At 42.3% G+C, this 21,674-nt stretch carries 16 protein-coding genes, 5 tRNA genes and 2 pseudogenes; 18 read left to right on the forward strand and 5 right to left on the reverse strand.

From position 1 onward, the window contains the following. Positions 1–90 precede the first annotated feature (90 nt). The 12 genes from IIC38_00935 (at position 91) to IIC38_00990 (ending at position 7,481) form a co-directional block, all read left to right on the forward strand. On the forward strand, positions 91–771 hold the full coding sequence (locus IIC38_00935; protein ID MCH8124527.1) for an STAS domain-containing protein: 681 nt from the start codon (positions 91–93) through the stop codon (positions 769–771). 203 nt (positions 772–974) lie between these two features. Next, positions 975–2,225: an isocitrate dehydrogenase (NADP(+)) gene (gene icd, locus IIC38_00940; protein MCH8124528.1), complete on the forward strand. Its 1,251-nt coding sequence runs from the start codon at positions 975–977 to the stop codon at positions 2,223–2,225. Continuing rightward, complete coding sequence (locus IIC38_00945; GenBank protein MCH8124529.1) at positions 2,225–2,632, forward strand: RDD family protein; 408 nt, start codon at positions 2,225–2,227, stop codon at positions 2,630–2,632. Before icd ends, IIC38_00945 begins: the two co-directional genes overlap by 1 nt. Before the next feature lie 289 nt (positions 2,633–2,921). Next, entirely contained in the window at positions 2,922–3,902 is a 981-nt protein-coding gene (gene obgE, locus IIC38_00950) for a GTPase ObgE (GenBank protein ID MCH8124530.1), read from the forward strand. Then, a complete protein-coding gene (dprA, locus tag IIC38_00955; protein ID MCH8124531.1) occupies positions 3,899–5,008 on the forward strand; it encodes a DNA-protecting protein DprA in 1,110 nt (369 codons plus the stop codon). The genes obgE and dprA overlap by 4 nt, the downstream gene beginning before the upstream one ends. Before the next feature lie 188 nt (positions 5,009–5,196). Then, positions 5,197–5,286: transfer RNA gene (locus IIC38_00960), tRNA-Ser, on the forward strand. 43 nt (positions 5,287–5,329) lie between these two features. Next, positions 5,330–5,413, forward strand: a tRNA-Ser gene (locus IIC38_00965). A gap of 16 nt (positions 5,414–5,429) precedes the next feature. Then, positions 5,430–5,516, forward strand: a tRNA-Ser gene (locus IIC38_00970). Then, complete coding sequence (locus IIC38_00975; GenBank protein MCH8124532.1) at positions 5,492–5,887, forward strand: DUF3566 domain-containing protein; 396 nt, start codon at positions 5,492–5,494, stop codon at positions 5,885–5,887. Before IIC38_00970 ends, IIC38_00975 begins: the two co-directional genes overlap by 25 nt. After that, positions 5,880–7,316 (forward strand): glutamate--tRNA ligase, encoded by a 1,437-nt coding sequence (locus IIC38_00980; GenBank protein MCH8124533.1) that lies wholly within the window; start codon positions 5,880–5,882, stop codon positions 7,314–7,316. Before IIC38_00975 ends, IIC38_00980 begins: the two co-directional genes overlap by 8 nt. Positions 7,317–7,322: 6 nt before the next feature. Continuing rightward, positions 7,323–7,393, forward strand: a tRNA-Gln gene (locus IIC38_00985). A 14-nt stretch (positions 7,394–7,407) separates the two neighbouring features. Continuing rightward, positions 7,408–7,481, forward strand: a tRNA-Arg gene (locus IIC38_00990). Between the two features lie 468 nt (positions 7,482–7,949). Here IIC38_00990 and IIC38_00995 read toward each other — a convergent pair. The 5 genes from IIC38_00995 to IIC38_01015 all read right to left on the reverse strand — a co-directional run bounded on the left by IIC38_00995 (position 7,950) and on the right by IIC38_01015 (position 12,857). Beyond that, a complete protein-coding gene (locus IIC38_00995; GenBank protein MCH8124534.1) occupies positions 7,950–9,593 on the reverse strand; it encodes a hypothetical protein in 1,644 nt (547 codons plus the stop codon). 81 nt (positions 9,594–9,674) lie between these two features. After that, positions 9,675–10,787, reverse strand: a complete 1,113-nt coding sequence (locus IIC38_01000; GenBank protein MCH8124535.1) for a BamA/TamA family outer membrane protein — start codon at positions 10,785–10,787, stop codon at positions 9,675–9,677. A 181-nt stretch (positions 10,788–10,968) separates the two neighbouring features. Further along, positions 10,969–11,391, reverse strand: a complete 423-nt coding sequence (locus IIC38_01005) for a hypothetical protein (GenBank protein ID MCH8124536.1) — start codon at positions 11,389–11,391, stop codon at positions 10,969–10,971. Beyond that, entirely contained in the window at positions 11,381–12,058 is a 678-nt protein-coding gene (locus IIC38_01010; GenBank protein ID MCH8124537.1) for a hypothetical protein, read from the reverse strand. Before IIC38_01010 ends, IIC38_01005 begins: the two co-directional genes overlap by 11 nt. Then, positions 12,051–12,857, reverse strand: a complete 807-nt coding sequence (locus IIC38_01015) for a TIGR04255 family protein (protein ID MCH8124538.1) — start codon at positions 12,855–12,857, stop codon at positions 12,051–12,053. Before IIC38_01015 ends, IIC38_01010 begins: the two co-directional genes overlap by 8 nt. A gap of 461 nt (positions 12,858–13,318) precedes the next feature. Between IIC38_01015 and IIC38_01020 the strand changes: the two genes are divergently transcribed. The 6 genes and pseudogenes from IIC38_01020 (at position 13,319) to IIC38_01045 (ending at position 20,872) form a co-directional block, all read left to right on the forward strand. Then, a complete protein-coding gene (locus tag IIC38_01020) occupies positions 13,319–14,143 on the forward strand; it encodes an N-acyl homoserine lactonase family protein (GenBank protein MCH8124539.1) in 825 nt (274 codons plus the stop codon). 78 nt (positions 14,144–14,221) lie between these two features. Then, positions 14,222–14,464: a type II toxin-antitoxin system Phd/YefM family antitoxin gene (locus IIC38_01025; protein ID MCH8124540.1), complete on the forward strand. Its 243-nt coding sequence runs from the start codon at positions 14,222–14,224 to the stop codon at positions 14,462–14,464. After that, positions 14,454–14,830 (forward strand): annotated as a pseudogene (locus IIC38_01030) (type II toxin-antitoxin system VapC family toxin). Before IIC38_01025 ends, IIC38_01030 begins: the two are co-directional and overlap by 11 nt. Before the next feature lie 115 nt (positions 14,831–14,945). Beyond that, positions 14,946–17,741 (forward strand): S9 family peptidase, encoded by a 2,796-nt coding sequence (locus IIC38_01035; protein MCH8124541.1) that lies wholly within the window; start codon positions 14,946–14,948, stop codon positions 17,739–17,741. A 236-nt stretch (positions 17,742–17,977) separates the two neighbouring features. Next, positions 17,978–20,697, forward strand: a pseudogene (locus tag IIC38_01040) (hypothetical protein). After that, complete coding sequence (locus IIC38_01045) at positions 20,681–20,872, forward strand: hypothetical protein (GenBank protein ID MCH8124542.1); 192 nt, start codon at positions 20,681–20,683, stop codon at positions 20,870–20,872. Before IIC38_01040 ends, IIC38_01045 begins: the two are co-directional and overlap by 17 nt. Positions 20,873–21,674 lie beyond the last annotated feature (802 nt).

Below are 21,674 nucleotides of genomic sequence, written 5' to 3' on the forward strand. Positions count from 1 at the left end.
ATGATACATTATTCAGCTTTAAAATTAATTGATATTTGGCCTTAAATCGGCTATATTTGCGCATTAAATATTAGGATAAAGGAGAGTTATATGGAAGGAATCCAAGTATCCGTTTCAAAGGTTGGCCCTCAAGACAAGATCTCCCAAATAAAAGTCGGAGGGTATATTGATACCACAACATCGGCTGAAGTGGAGCGTGCTCTGGATGGACTAGTGAGAAAAGGTGACTATAATATTATCATAGAACTGGGCAACGTAGATTATATTAGTAGCGCGGGCTGGGGAATTTTTATTAGTGAAATCAAAGGAATTCGAGAGCGGGGCGGCGATCTTAAGCTTGCAAACATGATCCCCGATGTTTATGAAGTTTTTGAACTGCTTGAATTCCATTATATTCTCAGGGCTTACGACACTATTGAAGAAGCCTCCAGAGATTTCAATTTGAATTCTGATAAATCATTACAGGATCCAGACACAATTGATCAAGTAGATGATGCTAACTATGACGATTTAGAAAAACAAGCAAAGCAAGAACCTGCTGCCAAAAGTGTTTCTGCTCCCTCCATAAATTCAACTGAGGATAAGATCAAGAAAATCATTATCGACAATCCCGATTTAGGTTTTCTTGAGATTAAAAAAACATTAAATTCCGAGATTTATAATTTCACGAAAATTGGTGTAATAGATACTTGGAAATACTTAAAAAAAATGGGGCTCACGTCCAAAAAGAAAAGAATGGAATTCTTTAAGAGCAAGGCGTTTCAAACCTAGATACCACTTCTTTTATAGTATTTTTCCCGCGAATCTTAAAAAGTGACAAACCTGGATTTATAGTATCTGGAATTTGTCGCTTTCTCCAGAACCTTGCTAATAGGTTTGAATTTAAGGTGAAAATTTTTATTATTCTGTTAATTTCGTTAGGCCGGCTACTTTTTCCTTAATTACCGGCTACTTTTATTTCAGGAGTGATTGTTGTGAATAATTATCAAAAAATTCAAATACCTGATTATGGTGAGAAAATAACTTATAGTAACGGTAGCCTGCATGTACCCTCAAATCCATGTATTCCATTTATCGAAGGAGATGGCATTGGCCCCGATATTAGGGCAGCTTCAAAAAGAGTTTTTGATTCTGCTATAAAAAAAGCCTATGCAGGTGAGCGATCCATAGTCTGGATAGAGATTTATGCCGGGGAAAAGGCACAGCAGCTTTACAATGAATGGCTTCCGAAGGAGACTATTCAGGCGATAAGGGATTTTGTCGTAGCTATTAAGGGCCCGCTTACTACACCGGTGGGTGGTGGTTTCAGAAGTCTTAACGTATCTCTCAGGCAAATTCTAGATCTTTATGCATGTGTGCGACCCGTTAAATATTACCCGGGTGTCCCAAGTCCCGTTAAGCATCCAGAGAACATGGATATGGTAATCTATAGAGAAAACACGGAAGATGTGTATGCCGGAATTGAATGGCGCGAAGGAACGGATGACGCAAAGAAAGTCATTGATTTCTTGAATAATGAGATGAATTGTTCTGTCAGGGAAGATTCGGGAGTTGGAGTAAAACCGGTCAGTATTACGGGCTCCAAGCGGTTAATTCGTAAAGCGATTCGCCATGCCATCGACTTCAGGCGTGATAATGTCACATTAATGCATAAGGGGAATATCATGAAATTTACAGAAGGAGCTTTTCGTGATTGGGGCTATGAGTTGGCAAAAGATGAATTTCTGGATGAGGTAATCAGCGAAGATGAATTATGGACTAAATATAATGGTAAACCACCGGAAGGTAAAATTGTAATAAAAGATCGCATTGCCGACAGTATGTTTCAACAAATCTTAACCAGAACGAAAGAGTATGATATCATAGCAACAACGAATTTGAATGGAGATTATTTATCCGATGCTTGCGCTGCTCAGGTCGGTGGATTGGGTATGGCACCAGGAGCAAATTTAGGTGATTCGATTGGACTCTTCGAGGCTACGCATGGAACTGCACCCAAATATGCCGGTCAAGACAAGGTTAATCCGGGCTCTATAATTTTATCCGGTGTTATGATGTTACAGTATTTGGGTTGGGTCGAAGCTGCTGAACTCATTGAAAAAGCATTATCGTTAAGCATACAGCAAAAACGTGTTACTTATGATCTGGAAAGACAAATTGAGGGAGCCACCTTGTTAAGTTGTTCCGAATATGGAACCGCTATTATAGAAAACATGGATGTTTGATGAATGCAAATCCATCCCTAAGGATGATTGCTTTTTTAGTTGATTTACTGATTTACGTAGCCATTTGGGTGTTTTTGTTTTTCAATTTACACCTGGGCGACTATCTCTCCTGGTTATTGGCGAGTGGTTATTTACTTGTAAAAGATGGATTATTACATGGTCAGTCCCTCGGTAAAGTACTTGTTAGATTACGCGTGGTTAATGTAAAGAAAGAGCCGATATCCTTGATGGATTCCCTAAAAAGGAATGGAATTTTAGTGATACCCAATTTCGTTCGTTTCCTGCCTTTTTGGGGCAGCTTTCTTTTGATTGTCCTTTATTTGCTTGAGTGCTATTTAATGTACACACAACCGGATGGTAAAAGATGGGGTGACCAATTTTCTCAAACAACAGTAGTCCAGGTATAATAAGAAGATTTATGAAAACCGGATGGACTACTGAATAGTTCGATTTTACTAGGGAATCCCCCAATATGTTGTCAACCGTGAAGAATCTTGTTAAATTACGGAATGTTACATGATGTTGAAATAAATCCCCTTCGACGGATTCAGGACGCAGTCTCTTGAATAATATTTAATTCGCATAAAAATATGTGAAAACAATTTGATTTTTCCACAGTCTTGGTTAACTGGGGTTACAATCGGATAACATTAACACAGATGCATTGCAGTAGAAATTTCTACATATTTATTCTTTATGTTTATCGACGAAGCGAAAATTAATATAAAAGCGGGTGATGGCGGGAATGGCTGCATCAGCTTTCGCAGGGAGAAATATGTGCCAAGAGGCGGTCCGGACGGTGGGAATGGCGGTGTTGGTGGAGATATATGTTTCAAAGCAGACTCCAATTTACACACCCTGTTAGATTTCCGCTATCGTAAACATTTCAAAGCTGAAAGAGGAAAAAATGGTGAGGGAGGAAAGAGAACAGGTGCATCCGGTAAAACTCTAATTGTGCGAGTTCCTCCTGGTACTTGCATTTATGACGATGATTCAAGTGAGTTAATTGCAGACCTTGTGGACAACGAACAAATGGAAATTGTCAGCAAGGGGGGAAGGGGAGGCGTTGGAAACACGGTGTTTAAATCATCCACTAATCAAGCCCCAAGAATTGCCGGTGACGGTAAACCCGGTGAAGAACGAAATATTCGATTAGAATTGAAGATGATTGCCGATGTTGGCCTTGTGGGTTTTCCTAATGTAGGAAAATCTACATTTCTTTCACGGGTATCGGCTGCCCATCCTAAAATCGCCGATTATGAATTCACCACGTTAAAACCTAATTTAGGCCTGGTTCGTGTTAATGAATTGGAAAATTTTATGATGGCTGACATTCCAGGTCTATTGGAAGGCGCTCATATTGGTAAAGGGTTGGGATTGCAATTTTTGCGACATATTGAACGTACCCGGTTATTGCTTTTCATGCTCGAGGCGACGAGTGAGAATTTTTCAAAAGATTTCGACATTTTACTAAATGAATTAAAATCGTATAGCAAAGAATTAGTTCGAAAACCTATCCTGGTTGCGATCACCAAAATGGATTTAATTCAGCAAGAAAAGATAGAGATTCCCAAAATTAAAGGACACAATGTCTACCCTTTATCATCTGTAACAGGAACTGGTGTTCAGGAAATCCTTAATGTTATTTTGACAATGGTAAAAGAATTGGATTCATGAAACACCAAAAAGATGACGAGTTACATGCTCTACTTCGGCTAATATCAGTACCCGGATTAGGCTCTTTTCGTATCAGGAAATTAATTTCCAAATTTGGATCTCCGAGTGAAATATTTAGTGCAGGATTGCCAGCTTTAATGTCATTAAATGGCATAGACAAAGTAATCGCCACGAATATTATCAAGAAGAACAACACAAAATTTGCAGACGAGCAACTAACAAAATCTAAAAGATTAGGCATACAAATTTTGCCATATTACAATGACAATTACCCGGAAAGCTTAAAATCTATTCCGGATCTTCCGGTAGTGCTTTACATTAAAGGTGAGATTTCGTCGGAGGATTATTTAGGAATTGCCATCGTAGGTACGAGAATGCCATCGGATTATGGAAAATTAGTTACTGAAAAATTAACGATTGGCCTGGTTAAAAAAGGCTTTACAATTATCAGCGGTCTGGCGCGGGGAATTGATACCATTGCACATATAAATTGCCTGAAACAAGGTGGCAGAACCATTGCTGTATTAGGAAGTGGATTAGACATTATATATCCTCCTGAAAACAAAAAACTGGCTGAATCAATTATTGAGAAAGGCGCCGTGATATCAGAATTACCGTGTGGCAGTAAACCGGATGCCGTCAACTTTCCCAAAAGAAATCGTATCATCAGTGGCCTTTCTCTTGGAGTATTGATCACTGAAGCAGGAGTAAAAAGCGGCGCGTTAATTACGACTAATGCGGCCCTTGAACAAAATCGTGAGGTGTTTTCAGTTCCCGGAAGTATATTAAGTCCCAAAAGTAGTGGCACGAATCAACTATTAAAAGAGGGTGCGAAATTAGTACAAAATGAGGAAGATATTCTGGAAGAGTTAGACAGCAAAATCCGCCATTTTTTACGAGAAAACCCGAAATTCAAAGAGCCGTTGCCGGATCTTTCAGAAAATGAAGAAAAATTGTTAACCCTTTTGTCAGACCAACCGAATCATATCGATTTAATTGTACAAAAATCAGGATTCTCTATACCGGAATCGCTTTCGCTGTTATTAACTTTAGAGCTTAAAGAATTGGTTAAGCAATTACCGGGTAAATTGTTTGTTCGGTGCTAGGAGGATAAACCGCATAGACGTTAAAAGCGCGAAGATGAAGCAAAATGTGTCAGTTAACCCGAAAATGAATGATAACTTATTCCCCAATATTACAATAAGTTCTAGCCTCAGTTAGATCAGAAACGTATTGAAATCGAAAAAAAAAACACTTATATTTAATCCCGCTCTTTTTAAAAAGGATCTAAAAAGGAGAGGTGCGAGAGCGGTTGAATCGGGCGGTCTCGAAAATCGTTGTAGGTGAAAGTCTACCGTGGGTTCGAATCCCACCCTCTCCGCCATTTTAATTTGACATTGTTTATTGAAATAGGCTTTGAAAGCTTCGGAGGGCTAGTCCTAATTGGTAAGGCGGCGGTCTTGAAAATCGCTGGGCGCAAGCCCTTGGGGGTTCGAGTCCCTCGCCCTCCGCAAAGAACCAAAAACTGGAGAGGTGGCCGAGTGGCTTAAGGTGGCGGCCTGCTAAGTCGTTGTAGGCGAAAGTCTACCGTGGGTTCGAATCCCACCCTCTCCGCTTATCCAAATCCCAATATTATCGGCATGTATGAATTAAAACAAATTGATGTGTGGTCTTTGGTAAAAATCGTTTCAATCCTGTCTTTTGCCCTGGGGCTCGTTATAGGTTTTATTTATTTATTGATGATTTTATTTATTTCACAGATCTCATCATCATTGATGGGTGATTTTGATCCTGAGATGATGCAAATTGGTGGATTTGTTGGATTTTTTATGGTGTTTTTTATTGCAATTTTAACCTCCCTTTTTTATACAGTTGTTACGGCTATTTTAGCTGTCCTTTATAACGGCATTTCCGGATTTACCGGAGGCATCCGGATTCGAATGACGGTAGCGGAAGTGGAACAGAGCTCACAACCCAATGTCTGAACTTTCAGATAATAAATCGATTCGAGTAAGATTTGCACCCAGCCCGACCGGTAGTTTGCATATTGGTGGAGCCCGGACAGCTCTTTTTAACTGGTTGTTTGCCAGAAATAACAAGGGTGAATTTTTCCTGCGAATTGAAGATACGGATAAAAAGCGTTCATCCGGGGAAATGGTTGATGAGATTATAGGAGGGTTACGGTGGTTAGGGTTAAATTTTAACGGAAACATCGTTTACCAATCTTCACGACTTGATATATACCGGAAATTTGCTCAGGAATTGTTGGATAATAACAAAGCTTACCAGTGTTATTGCGAAAAACCTGAAGCAGAATCGGTGCAGCCCGGTGATGAATCTTCCGAACCGAGCATATGTGAGTGCTATTTATTCACATCAAAAGAAAGAGAGGAGCACTTAAACCAGGGCATAAAGCCCGCAATCCGCTTTTGGGTTCCGGAAGGATCTGTTTGTTTCGATGATCTAGTTTACGGTTCCTTGGAATTTGAAAATGCTGAGATGGAAAATTTTGTGATCTTACGCGCTGATGGGACACCTACTTATCATCTTGCAGTTGTGGTAGATGATCATGATATGGCCATCTCGCATGTCATTCGCGGAGAAGATCATTTAACCAACACACCGAAGCAGATTTTGTTATATTATGCTCTTGATTGGCATTTGCCGGAATTTGCACATTTGCCTCTCATCCTGGGGCCAGATAAAAAAAGATTAAGCAAAAGACACGGTGCGTCTTCGATTGAGCAATACTCTAAATCAGGCATATTGCCTGAAGCTTTGGTAAATTATATTGCACTTCTGGGTTGGTCTCCTGGAGAGGATAAGGAAATTATGAGCGAAAATGAATTAATAAATTTGTTTTCCTTGGAAAGGATTTCAAAAAAAAGTGCGGTTTTTGATTCGGTGAAGCTTGAATGGGTGAATAGTGAGTATATTAAAAAACATAAAACAGATGAATTGGTTAAGTTAGTAATTCCTTATTTGATTGATGCTGAATTGATAACCGAAGAAGAAATTCCGGCAAAATTAGGTTATCTTAAAACCGTGGTTGATATTTTTAAATCGCGGATGAAGACCATGAAAGACTTATCCAGGTTGGGCAAGTATTTTTTTAAAGATCCGGAAAACTATGACGGCAATGCCTTGAAAAAATACTGGACCCAGGAAACCAAAAACTATCTTGATGAATTCAACAAAGAACTTGCTCAAGTTGTTGACTTTTCAGCCGAAAACATTGAAACCGTTTTACGTGAGTTTTGTACAAAAATCGGAATTCCAGCTGCAAAATTAATACATCCAATTAGAATTGTCATTACCGGTTTTGCCGTTAGCCCGGGTTTATTTGAGATGATAGAGGCGATCGGAAAAGAAACTGTAATGCAAAGGATAGAAAAAGGCATAGAAACCATTTGAATGTTTTGGGGAGTCGTCTAATGGCAGGACGATGGACTCTGGATCCATTGGTCGGGGTTCGAATCCCTGCTCCCCAGCTAAGACTTTAGACGCGCCAGTGGCTCAATTGGATAGAGCATCTGACTTCGGATCAGAGGGTTGAGGGTTCGAGTCCTTCCTGGCGCGCTAATAAAAACAGGACTTAAGCCTGATTTATTCAGGCTTTCGTTTTTGTTGTAAAAAAATGTTACCACTTTTCATGAAAATCCTTTTAATAATTGAATAATCTTCCATACAAATAATTCCGCTTCCGAGATCCCATTCACCCAAAAATTGAGGGTAGGGTAAGATATATTAATTAACCCGGATAATTCATAGCCACCAAGACTCAAAGACACAAAGCTTCAAAAAATAAAGGTTAAGAAAGGTTGATTTTTTATATTGACCGAAAATTGGTTCATAGTAATCTTCTTTATAACTTTCATATTCTTATTGACTTAGAGTCTTGGTGGCAAAAATTCATGAATAGTGCAGGTTAATTAAGGAATTTTATAAAGCTGATATGTTACGCCGGAGTTATTAATAACACGTCATTTGTTGTATTTATAAAAATATTTCTCGTCGTAAACTCCTCGAAATGACAGCATCGAGGGGTCAATATCTCCACCAGGGTGTTGTCGCACCCTTTGGTTTTTTCCGCAGGATGTACTGGGCAATCTCTTTCAGTCGTTCGGCCTGTGTTACCGGTCCGCTCCAGCAATGAGGCTCACGGTCGCCATACATGAAAAATCCCGGGTATTGTGGATTCGTGGTTGTTTTCATCCATTCTTCCATGAGGACCACTGCTTTATCCAGGTAATACGTGTCCATATCACCGGTGTAAATGTGCAGCTTGTCAATCAATTTAGGCCCTACATCAGACCAGTTCTTTTGCAGGAAGTAAAGCAAATCGTAGTTTTCTTTCCAGTATAAAGCAACCTCTTTGTCGATCACACCGCTATACTTGTCGAAAAGTGGTTTGTAATAACCATCCTCACCTACCGGTCCATAAACCGCTGACCAAATGTCCATCTGCCTTCCCGATCTGCCTTTGGTACCGCAAACCAGTTCGAAATGATTTTTTTGTTCTGCTGTCAAACGCACCTGTCCGAAGATATCACGGATATTTGGAGTGGGAGTGCGATACCACTCGTATTGTTTATAAAACGCATTTTCATCCTCATAGATGTCGATGCCTTCATAGCTGGCAAATGTAACAGGGTCCGGGCAGTATGCCCAGGTGCCGCCAAAGAAATCCGTCTGGAAAAATTGTAGCGCCAACGCTTCCCAACCGCCGGTGGAGCCTCCGGTGAGGATTCGGGCATAGGGCTCCCGAATAATTCGGAATCGCTGTTCAACTTCCGGGATCAACTCCTGCATGATAGCATCGCCATAAGGCCCCACGTTGACGGAATTGACCGCATAGGAATCATCATAATAAGGATTGGGATGCTGAAAAGTAACCACGATCATCCTGGGGAAATTGTCTTTGATCCACTCATCGTAAAGATCGCTTCCTTCCCTGAAACGTAGTGGAGCTGACAAAGAAAAATGACCCTGACGGTAGATCACGGGATAGTGAATTTTCTCCTTCTCGTAATCCCGCGGTAGAAGGACAGTGGCCCCGAGATAAATCGGACGTCCCCAAAATTGAGTAAGCATAGAACTTTCAAAGCGAAACCGTTTAACCCACTTTGAGTCAGAAGGAATTTGAACAGGCGGAATGACCATGTCAGCTTGTATTTTTAGGTGATATCCTTTGTCGGGATCTAGGTAAAGTTGCTTAACTTCGCTGTATAAGTTTCCCGGTGAAGCATTCCAGCGCTGCCCTTCCCATTGGTCGTCATGCATCCAAACCACATGGCCATCCGCACGGCGAAATTCAGAATAGATGTTGACAAAAGCCTGGACATAATAATCACCCACGGGTATGTTGCTTAGACTGGCAACTGGTGATCCTAAATCGGTTTCGTCAATAAAAGCGGACTGTCCCGGGGATAGCTTTTCAACATCGCGGCCAAAGAAGGGGGTACCCCGAACCTGATTAATCTGAAGCCTTGGCTCAGGATTATTTTTACGAGAGATCATAATATAAACTCGCCCGGTGATCGGTTTATCATAGACCGAGGTTGGAACTGAGATTTCAAACAATAGCTTGGAATTCGTTTGAGCTATTGCTGATAAATTTAAAAACAGTACATTGATAAAAATCAAATAGAATATTGTAGAGAATAATTGGTTTGATTTAAAAATTCGCATGCAATTGACTCCTTTCAAATTCAGCCACAGATTTACACAGACTCAGCCACAGATTTTACATAGACCAAAAAAAACACGTCACTAAAATGCTTCATTAATGGTGATATAAGGTCCTGGTGTTCCGCCTTTAAATCCAAAATCGATCCTGATATTGATGCCTTCCGAGCTGCTCCACAAATAGCGCAGTCCCAAACCAAACGAACTCTTTGCATCTTCCAAATCCAGGCCGGAAATTTCATCAGCCACCTTACCTAACCCTAAAAACCCCACTAAACCGAAACGGCCAAAAACTCGTTGGCGAAATTCGGTTTGAAAAACCAGGGCATTTTTGTCCCGGTACCTGCCTTCGTAGTAGCCCCGCATGATATTTTTGCCGCCTAGCCTGGAAAGGAATTGAAATGGCGGGTTACCGGTGATAAAACTGGCAAATCCCTGGAACACCAAAACGCTTGAGGTGCCTAGAGAATAATATTTTCGCAAGTCTAAAATATAACGGTTAAAGTTAAAATTGCTGCCAATTCCACCACTAAAAAAAGCTGCAGAAAACTGGTGGAAAGTACCATGGGTCGGATAGAAAATATTATCTCGCGTATCCCGGTTTACCAGGATACCGGCGCCTGACACGGTTCCACCGGCACTGCCGGGAATAATACCCAATGCCAACAGGCCGCCTGCATCTGTTTCGCTGATAGATTCGTCCCAGAATTCGTAAAGCAATCCTAAGTTTAATCCCGGACTAACTTTTTTGTAGAAATTCAGGAAAAAGGCAAATGTCTTTGGAGTGAAGTCTTCCTCCATAGAATCCGTAGTCTCAGGGCCAATGCCGTAGAATTTATCCGGAAATTTCTTATAGCTGACATCTCCATTCAAGCGATAGGTCTCCTGCTGCCAGTATAAATCGACAGCAACACTACCGATTATTTGGTTTTTCTGGGTAAAAATGAAAGTGGGTTGAATGGTGGATGGGCGAGACTTTGCCGAATCGTTATCTCCGCGATAATAATAAATCATCGATGCACCGCCGGCAAATTTGGTTTCCGGGGTGTAGAAAATGGCCGGGATAAAAATGAATCCGCTTTTTTTACTGTCCTCCGGAGGATCGTCGTTGGTTCCGGAGATTACAAAAGAAGTATTAAAGATCATCGCTAATAGTACGAACAAAGAACAAGTTGATTTTTGGTTATTGAAATTCATGTGGTTCTCCTCAAACTATATTCAATTAGTAATTTAGTAACAGTCGCTGCATCATTGTTCCCTCCTAACGGAAGGTTTGCATCGACAATATTGCAAAAATATCATTTTTTACTTAATAGAAGTTAGCAGAAAAATAGTATTAGATATTACTAGTGTTTATCTCGTTCCTGGTTCGATTCTATTATGAACGAGCGGGGTAGGTTTCATGGACCGTTTCTAGAATTAACTCAGCAACCAACTCATCATCGTGCCTCAAATTATAAATTTCACTGTGAGATGGATGATCTGGTTCAGGTTCATGAAGAACTTCAAGATTTCGTCCATCTAGACTTTCTTTTATGACTATATCTCGGACTTCACCAACATTTAGGATCGCTATTTTTGCACTTGCACCTATACTTAACTTTGCGGAGTAAATATTCCGAATTTCTGCTAGTACGCTCTCCCTGTTTGGACTGTTTAGAAATTCCAACCAATTTACAGATAAGTTTTCTTCATCGGATCTCAACATGAAAGCAGCAGGCTGAATTTGACCATCTTCTACTTGCATAGGTTTACAAAAGCGTGAAATATGATCACGGTCAGGTATCTTATCACCTTTCATCTGAGATCAAATCCCATAAACAATGAGACTCTATCACCTCATCCAAAACATCATAGGTTGTTGTTCCAGAAAACCTATTTCGTCTTTGAGGATGCTTCTTATTCGGTTCGAATATTACAAAACGGACATCCTTATTGGGTAAAAAATGCACGCTGAATAACCTCCTCTTTTCATCCTTCCATGAAGCATATATGTTATAATCAGGCGTTAATGAAATAGCTGGTGGTTTTAGATTTGTATGTAAAAGAAGAAAACTGTAAAAGTAGCGAATAGAGCCAAGAGTAATACCAGTACAGTCTAAATCATCTTCCTTAGCATCCATAAACAATAAGAGAAGTCTATTTGCCAATTTCTCACGATTAAGAATAGATTTGGATGTTCTTATAAGATAAATAACATTATTTACATCATTATCATTGCTATCTAATAATACTGACTGTGTATGTGGATGCCTTTCGTTACCAAACAACTCATTTATTAGGTTTTCCCGACCACCATGGGTTACGGCTGTCCAGCAGCGATATACATTAGATACTTTTTGTTGTTTATCTACTGGAACCCATGCTTCAGCAATTAACTCACTACTCGGTTCGTATATAAGATCTACATCACTATATGCTTTAGATAAAAAACTTTTATATTTTTTTGGTGAATCAATTTTAGGCATTTTTTTCACGTTCCCAAATTTTTTGAATTTCAGAAGTTGTCAGGTCTGTAAAACCGCGAACTATCCATTCATGTGCTAAGTCGAACCATTCGCGAATAGACTCCTTACTTTTTGATTTAGCGATCCCTTTCGTTTTCATTTCCAAAACAAACAAAGGAACTTTATCTTCAGTCCGTATAGCTTGTTTAAGATCAACAATCAGGTGTCCCTTTTGTTCCTGGAAAGGATACTCTGTATGCCAAGCAACTTTTTCGGGGTTCGGTAAAAAGCACTTCTTGTTTTGCTTCCAAATCAAATCTGAAAAGATTTTTGGCAGATCATCAATCGTATCCCATCCTTGCCCTTTGGGAATATGGTTGATGTAGGTAAGCTCGTATTCGATTGGCTCTAGATCACCGAACTTAAATTCGCTAAAAAAATCTAAAATAATTTCCAGAACCTTCTCGAAACTTTTGATGACATGACTATATCGAGGATATTCGTTTTCTCTGCGGCGCCAATTAAAGTAAAACCGATCAATTTGAAATTGAATCAATTGATCGTCTGATTTGCTTATAAACCATACTCTAGGTATCGGTACACCTGTTGCCTCATCAATTAAAATCTCACCTTTACTGGTAGCTATTTGTGAGACATGTTGAATCTTTGGATATTCATTGCGAAACTTTTCCCAAAGAGAACCAATATGGGGTATGTAGAACTCATCAGGAGGTTGAAATCGCAAGCCACAATAAACCTCGTTAACAGGAGGCTTTTTATAACTTGGAAGAGCGCCTAAGTCAGTACTTGAACGTACCATAAAAAAACCTATGTTTATGTAAAAAAATTTTATAGCATACATAAAATAATAACATAAATATAACTCCTTTGCATTAAATTTAATAGTTAAAAATAAAACATCAAGGGGATTACAACTAACTTACCATAACCCTCATTTTTTCTTTATCCAACAATCAAACAACATCCTGGTAATTTATGGTCGTTGACGAAAATAAGACCAGTGTCGAATTCTATTTTTTATCTCTGACATATTAACCAATTTGCAGGTTTGACCAGGTGGTGGAAAACCAATTTCAAAAAAAACTAATTGCCACTAACACATTAAGTAAAAAATGGATTTGCAGTAAGCAGAAAATTGTATCTGGTTTCAACCGATTTAGCATTTTTTGAGTCTGACTTGACAAAAAGGTTATCATTCATTAATATTGGTTGAAACAACACATCACCAAAAACACCGCCAATAATTCATGGAGAACTCTCATGATACACAACCTGCTTACCATTCTTATCACACTCTATTTTTTACCATTTACCGGCACCGACTATAAAATCGAAGCGATTCGATATGCAACGATTCCTCAGTTTCCCTTATCCAGCCTGGTAATCGGTGCGCCTGGAGATGAAAAGATCGACATCGCCATGGTCATGTGGCTCATTCGCAGTAAGGATCGGAATATTCTTTTTGATTGCGGCTACTATCGCGAGAAGTGGAATGAGCGCTTTACCATCAACGATTATCTTCGCCCGGATAAAGCTGTCCAGCTCGCTGGTCTGGAAGCAGATGAGGTTACTGATATAATTATCAGCCATGCACACTGGGATCATATGGGTGGAATCGATCTATTTCCTAATGCCACAATTTGGATTCAAAAATCGGAGTTCGAATACTATACCGGCGCGGCCTGGCAGGAAGGCGGTCGTCACGGCGGTATCGATCCGGAGGATATGTTAACCCTGGTGCGCCGCAATACCAACGGAAAGCTAAGATTGGTTAATGGCGATGATGTGGAAATCTTTCCCGGTATTCGGGTTTTCACCGGTGCGCGCCATACCTATTCATCCCAATATATTTTGGTTGAAACAGATCCGCCTTACGTTTTGGCTTCCGACAACTGCTATCTTTACCGTAACCTGGAAACCAAATCTCCGGTTGCTACATTTACACCCGAAGACGGGGTGGCAAACGTCGAAGCACAAGCTCGTATGATTGCCCTTGCCGGATCATCGGAGCGCGTTATCCCCGGCCACGATTTTCAACAGTTTAAACGATTTCCAGGCAAGGAGCGGGTTGCGTTTATAAAGTGAGGATCCTGTGGCAATAATCCTTGAAATCCAATTTCCATAAATGTAAATTTATGATTATACATTTTAAGGAGAACTTTCATGAAAGCTACAGTAGTTGATTTGAGATATAAAATGAACGATGTACTGAAAGCGCTTGACCGGAATGAGAAAGTTACTGTTTTATATCATGGCAAAGTCAAAGGAATTATTGTTCCTGTAAACAGAAAAGAACAAGGCAAAATAATGGATCATCCTTTTTTTGGAATGTTATCCGGGGAGAATGATAAAACCACACTGGATATTGTCAATGATTTAAGAGAACCCAGGTACAATGATATTTGACACAGATATTTTCATATGGGTACAAAGGGGAAACGAAAAAACTGCAGCCCTCATGGAAAAATCAAAAAGCAGGCGCCTATCCATTCAAACGTACATGGAACTTCTACAGGTTGCAAAGAGCAAAACCCAGCATAACTATGAAGAGATTTTATCACATCGTATGGTTTTGTTATTTTACCATTCACTGAAAATATTGGTCACAGGGCTTCAATTTACATTGAAGAGTACACACTTTCTTCGGCTTTGAGGTCCGGAGACGCCATAATTGCAGCAACTGCAGTAGAAAACAATATGATTCTTGCATCAAGTAACATAAAGCATTTCAAAATGATAAAAGACTTGAAGTTGAAGAAATTCGCACCATAACAAACTTTAAATATTAACATAGAAACTTATTAATTAGATCTCGCGCTAATTAAAAATTGCAATCCCAATTTTGACTCTCGGTTGACAATCAAATTATGATTTTAGAGGATAAGGTATGATGCCTACTTTTCGCCAAATGAAATTCATGTTTTTGATATCAACCATGCTCGTCAGTTTGACCGCCGCGAATGCCACAACCCGGCAAACCGAATCTGAGGATCGTAAACCGGTCACTCCAAAAGATTATGGCAAATGGGAAACACTCTCCCGCGGTGCGTTGTCGCCGGATGGGAATTGGCTTATCTATTCGATCCGAAGAAATAATGACAAAAACGAATTGCGACTTCATAATCTAAAGGACGAATCTCAAAAGGTATTAGCGCAAGGCACGAATCCCGAGTTTTCTAAAGACAGCCAGTGGCTCGGTTATTTGATTGAAGTGTCTGCCGAAGAAAGCAAGAAACTCAAGAAGAAAAAGAAGCCGGTTCACACCAAGTTCGGACTGCTCGGTCTCGCTAGTGAAGATAGCGCCGTAATAAAAGATGTAGCATCTTTTGCCTTTAGCGGTAACAGCCAGTTTGTAGCTATGAAGCATTATGCACTGAAAGGAAAAAAGAGCAAGGGCGCCGACCTTGTAGTGCGCGATTTGCAAACAGGGAGAGATTTCAACTTTGGTAATGTTTCTGAGTACCAATGGCGGGAAGAAGGCGCGCAGCTTGCCCTGATCATAGATGCCGAGGGCCAGGCTGGTAACGGGATTCAGCTTTTCAATGCGGCGACAGGCCAACTCAAAATCCTCGACAGTAAAGCGGCTGAATACAAAGGGCTAACCTGGCGCAAGAAAGGCGACGATCTGGCTGCCTTCCGTGTTGAAAAAAATGAAGATTATGAAGACTCGACCCATGTCATCATCGCCTGGCAGAAACTCGCCGGCAAAGCGCCGGTCGCGAATATCTTCGACCCCGAAAAAATAGAAGGTTTTCCTACAGCCACTCGAATCGTCAACACAAGACAACTTGAATGGACCAAAGATGGAAAATCTCTCTTTTTTGCTACAAAGGAATGGCAAAAAAAACCTCCGAAAGTGGATGAAGCAAAGGATGATTCTACCAAAACAGAAAATCCCGATAGTGTCAAAATCGAAGAACCACCCGACCTGCAGATCTGGCACAGCAAGGATGTTCGTATTATTCCCGAACAGCAGCAGCGGGCGGAGAAACGACGCGAGGATGCCCACCTGGCGGTCTGGCATATCAAAGAAAACAAATTTGTGCAACTTGGGGATGACCTCACGGAGCGCACCCGGGTTCAGGATGATATAGCCATCGTACTTGGGCTCGATTCGACGCCTTACGAATTCGAAGGCATGTTCGGACGGCCGAAATTTGATGCCTACGCCATCGATATTCATTCCGGTGAAAAACAGAAGTTCCTGATGCGGGTGAACCACCTTTATTCCATCAGCCCGGATGGGAAAAATATCGTCTATTTAAAAGACGATCACTACCACACCTACAATTTTAAATCAGCAAAAGATCGAAACCTCACGGCGGACATAGGAGTCTCCTTCGTCAATAAAGAAGACGATCACCCGGTAGAACAAAAGCCACCCTATCGGTTTGTTGCTTGGGCTAAAGACGGCAAGTCATTTTTTGCTAATGCTAAATATGATGTGTGGCAGCTCTGGGCGGATGGCTCCAAAAGCAGGAAAGTAACCGATGGCGAAGCTGAAAAAGTTATCCACCGCTATGTACGGCTGGATCCGGAGGAAGAAACCATTGACGTCAAAAAGCCGATGTATTTGAGCCTGTATGGTGAATGGAGCAAGAAATATGGTTACGCCAGCGTGATTCCCGGCAAAGAGCCAAAAAACCTGGTTTGGCAGGAGGCCAATGTTGCTAATCTGATAAAGGCAAAAAAGGCCAAAACTTTTGCCTATGTGATCCAGAACTTCGACGATTCTCCTGATTATTTTGTCGCTCCCAGAGACTTTGCCAAAAGCAAGCAGGTATCCAACACCAATCCGTTTCAAAAGGATTATGCCTGGGGAAAATCCGAGCTGATTGAATACACCAACGCCAACGGCCGCAAGTTGCAGGGCGCGCTGTTTTACCCGGCCGATTACCAGCCCGGGGAAAAATATCCCATGATCACCTACATCTATGAAATACGCTCTCACATGGTGCGCCGTTATGCTGTGCCCTCGCAGCGTAACTATTACAATCATAGCGTCTTTACCAGCGAGGGATATTTTGTGCTACAACCAGACATCGTCTTTGACAGTGGCGATCCCGGTATCTCATCGGTGCGAACCATAGAGATCGCGGTTAAAAAAGTGATTGACATGGGGCTGGTGGATGAAAAACGTATCGGTCTGGCCGGGCATTCCTGGGGCGGCTACCAGGCGGCTTTTGCGGTAACGCAAACGGACATTTTTGCGGCCGCTATTGCCGGCGCCGGGCTGACGGATTTCTTCAGCATGTACGGCATGGTGGGCTGGGCATTTGGTGGTACCCCGGAAAACCTTCATTTTGAGGTGAGCCAGGAGCGTATGATGAAACCGCCGTGGAAAGATATCGATGGTTATGTGCGCAACTCGCCGGTGATGAATGTGGAAAATCTCAACACGCCCCTGCTTTTCGAGGTCGGTGACAACGACCGCAATGTGGACTGGCGCCAGGGCATCGAGTATTACAACGCCGCCCGCCGGGAAGGAAAGCAAATGGTGCTGCTGGTCTATGCGAAAGAAGGCCATAGCCTGCGCCAGGACAAAAACCGCATCGACTACCACCGCCGTATTTTACACTGGTTTGGCCACTACCTAAAAGACGAGCCGGCTGAACAGTGGATCGAGAGCGGCATTCCGTACCTGGAGCAACAGAGGTTGTTGAAGAATTGGAAAAAGAATTAGATCTGGCTATTTGCATTTGGCTGTAGGCTATTGACAATTAATCCAACAAAAAATGATAAACAATCTCATCAGTAAGCTAAAAACAAACAGCTAAAGGCCAATGGCTGAATAGTAACAATTCTTCTTTATTGCTTAGAATTATATTCGTTCATAGTTTTATCCTTTGAGTCTTAGAGACTTCGAGGCTGAATAGATGAACCAAGACAAAATCATTTCAAAAGAAGAAAGACACCATAATGAAAAAGACCCTCGCTTTACTAAAAACTCCGTTAATTGCGGCTTTGCTTTCCGTTGTGATATTCATTGTGCCGGCTTTCGCCCAGCCAAATATTCCAAAGCCGGAAACGACACTTGGTTTTACAGTCGGGGCTGATTACAAGCTTGCAACTTACGATGAATCTATAAGCTATTTTCAACGATTGGATTCAGCCAGCGACTATTTAAAACTTATTGAAATCGGGCGTACAACAGAAGGCAAGCGCTGGTATTTAGCCTTAATCTCCACACCGGAAAATCTTGCTGATTTAGAAAAGTATCGCGAGATTGGACAACGCCTGGCGCACCCCAAAGATCTGACGGATACCGAAGCACGAGAACTTGCCGTAGAAGGCAAAGCATTCGTAGACATTAACGGCGGCCTCCACGCTACCGAAGTGGCCGGCGCTCAACACACCATTCAGCTTGCTTACGATTTGCTCAGCAACGTGGATGATGCAAAGATTCGAACAATCTTGGAGAATGTCGTTTTTTTATTGTGGCCGTCTCTCAACCCGGATGGTCAAGATATCGTGGTGGAATGGTATCGCTCAAACGTCGGCACGCCGTACGAAGTAGCGCCTTTAAAACAACTCTATCAAAAATATGTCGGCCATGACAATAACCGCGATGCTTACATGTTGAATATGATCGAGTCTCGCGTTATCGAACGCACCTGGCGGCATTGGGAGCCGCAGATTATCTATGTACACCATCAGACCGCACCGTTCCCCACGCGCATATGGCTGCCGCCCTTTGCCGAACCTATCGGGGCCGAAGCGCCGCCGCTGATGTCCAGAACGGTGAACAGCATCGGCATGGCTATAGCATACGGCCTTGAATCTAACGGCCAGCCGGGAGCAACACACATGGGGACTGGCTTCGACTCATGGTATCCGGGCTACATAGACTACATGCCGATGTTCAAGAACATTCCGGCTTTTTGGACTGAAACGGCTCTTTACCGCTATGCCACACCACGATTCTATACCGTAAATGATTTTCGAGCCAACAGCCGCGAATTGCGCGTGGAATCGCTTTACTCCAGTCCCTGGCAAGGTGGTTGGTGGCGGTTACGCGATGCTGTGGACTATATGGTCACTGCATCAATCTCGACCCTGGATTTTGCCGCAAAGTATAAATACGACTTACTGTACAACCGTTACCAGGCCGGCCGCAATACCATCCGTAAGTACGAACAGGAGCCTCCTTACGCCTATTTTATCCCACAAAGTCAGCGGGATCCGGTCGCAGCGGTCGAAATGCTGCGGCGACTGGCCTTCGGCGGCATCGAGGTTTACCAGGTCTCAAGAGCGATCCGGCATGATGGTATCAACTATCCGAAAGGCACATGGGTCATTCCCATGAACCAGGAGTTTGCCGCCCTTGCACGTGAGGTGATGAGTATACAGACCTACCCTGATTTGCGCGAGTATCCTGAAGGCCCGCCTGAGCAACCCTACGATGCGGCGGGTGGACTTTACCGTTTATGATGGGAGTGGATGTGACGGCCGCAGAAAACCCGCTCACTATGGAGGTCCGCGAAGCCATGTCTCTTCCGCTGGGAGATGCAGTTGACTGGCAATCTGCCAACAACCAGGCAAAAGAAACTGATGCGAGTTCATTCGACAGCGTTCCCGGAATGGGATTTAATACGAATGCCAATGCCGCCGGGATACTCCCACCCCCCGGAAAGATCACCGGTTCCGGCGGCAACTTGCTGGTCGATCCTGCTGAAAACAATTCCTTTCGGGCAATCAATAGAGCTTTACGTTCCGGAGGTAAGGTTCGATACGTGGCCCTTACTGACACAAATCCGGCAAAATATGCGATTTCAGGCATTTCAAAATCCGACCAAAATAATTGGGTTCGTGATCTCGCAATTCGTGCGGTACGCACAGGCGGGTCAAGCGGAGCCGAGGTGCAACCTCGACTTGCGCTTTACAAGCCCTGGCAGCCAAGCATGGATGAAGGTTGGACCAGATGGCTGCTGGAATCTTATGGCTTCTCCTTCACCAGTATTGGCAATACGGATTTTCACCATGGTTCCCTGCTCGACAGGTTTGACGTGATCATTCTGGCAGATATTCGCGCTCGAACGCTACTTAATGGATTTAGTAAGGGCACTGTTCCTCCGCGTTACCAGGGAGGGCTTGGTATTGTGGGGGTTCGTAACCTCGATGAGTTTGTCCGTAGCGGCGGTACGCTGGTTTGTTTAAACAACAGTAGCGTTTTCGCTATAGAGCAACTGCATTTGCCGGTGAAAAGCGTGATTGACACCTTAAAACGTAAAGATTATTTCGTTGGCGCATCCATTGTGCAAGTCGATGTCGATCAGACACATCCGGTGATGGCCGGTATGCCACCACGGACAAAAATTTTCGTTAGCCGCAGTCCGGTTTTTACCACCCTGGAAGATTTCGAGGGTACGGCGCTGGCGGCTTTCCAAAAGAAGGGTTCACCCCTGGCTTCCGGCTACATGCTCGGGCAAAAATATATTCAAGGATACGCCGCCGCCCTGGATGTCTACCATGGTGACGGTCATGTACTTCTTTTAGGCTTCCGGCCACAATGGCGCGGCCAGTCGTTCGGGACCTTTCGTGTGCTGTTTAATGCCGCGTTTTACGGGGGAGTGTTATCTGTGAATTCACGCGGTGATACTGAGTTTTGGACTGCTCCCGATATTGACAAAGACAATTAAGGCTGGAAGACCACGGCCTGCGCCAGGACAAAAACCGCATCGATTACCATCGCTGCATTTTGTAGTGGTTTGGCCATTATCTGATGGTGAGTTTGCCCACCTCCGAAGAGTCCTTAAACCAAAAATCATACATCAGCTTGCACAAAGCCCGAATCGCGACGATCGTGGATTTTAGAAAAGAAGCGTTGAGCTTCTTCTTGAGTTAAGTATTTTACTGCCATAAAAAGAGATAATTCTAAATTATTTTTCTAATTATTCATTCATCTGTTTTGGTTAATTAATGCAGAAGTAGCCTCATCGGAGACGGGTGATATCGGCGCCAAAGACAACGTATATGGCTCGATACTTCGAGGGCGGAAGGTCAGCCATTACGTTCTTTATCTGGTTCCTCAACCCGATCTTAATAAGGTAACTCCAGAACAGCGAGTCCTCTTGCATGAGTAGAACGTGTGTCCTGGGATTAAAATTCTGCTCCTTGTCCCGCACAGCATCCATGATACGCTTGAACCTGGTTTCGATGATCTCGTGAATGCCCTGGGAGGCCTCACTTACATAGTGACTCCCGTTTCGCAGCTGCTGTCGGCTCAAGTAGCTGGCGCTTATCCACAATATAGTGAGAAAACCCTTCAATTTAAAAATAGGTCGAAGGATCTTCAAAAGGTCAATGATAACATATGTGCAAAGTTTTAAAGTAACTTTTCATGCCGTTTTCTACTTTTGATAAATTGGTTTACTGTTAACCGATGAACCTCAAGGATCTTATAGTATAATTATAATTATGATTACTTCAATTAGTCCCCAAAAAGGTTATCTAATTTGTTTCGACCAATTGGTTATTAGATGAATGAACAGATCGGGATAATTGAGAAGGTTGGTAAACCGAAACTCTAAACTCTAGATCCTGCAGATGTAAAACATCCCTGAGTTTTAAGATATAATACTCGTTTAGTAATATACCTGTATTGAGAATGATCCGG

This window comes from candidate division KSB1 bacterium, assembly GCA_022566355.1.
Classification (GTDB): Bacteria; Zhuqueibacterota; JdFR-76; order JdFR-76; family DREG01; genus JADFJB01.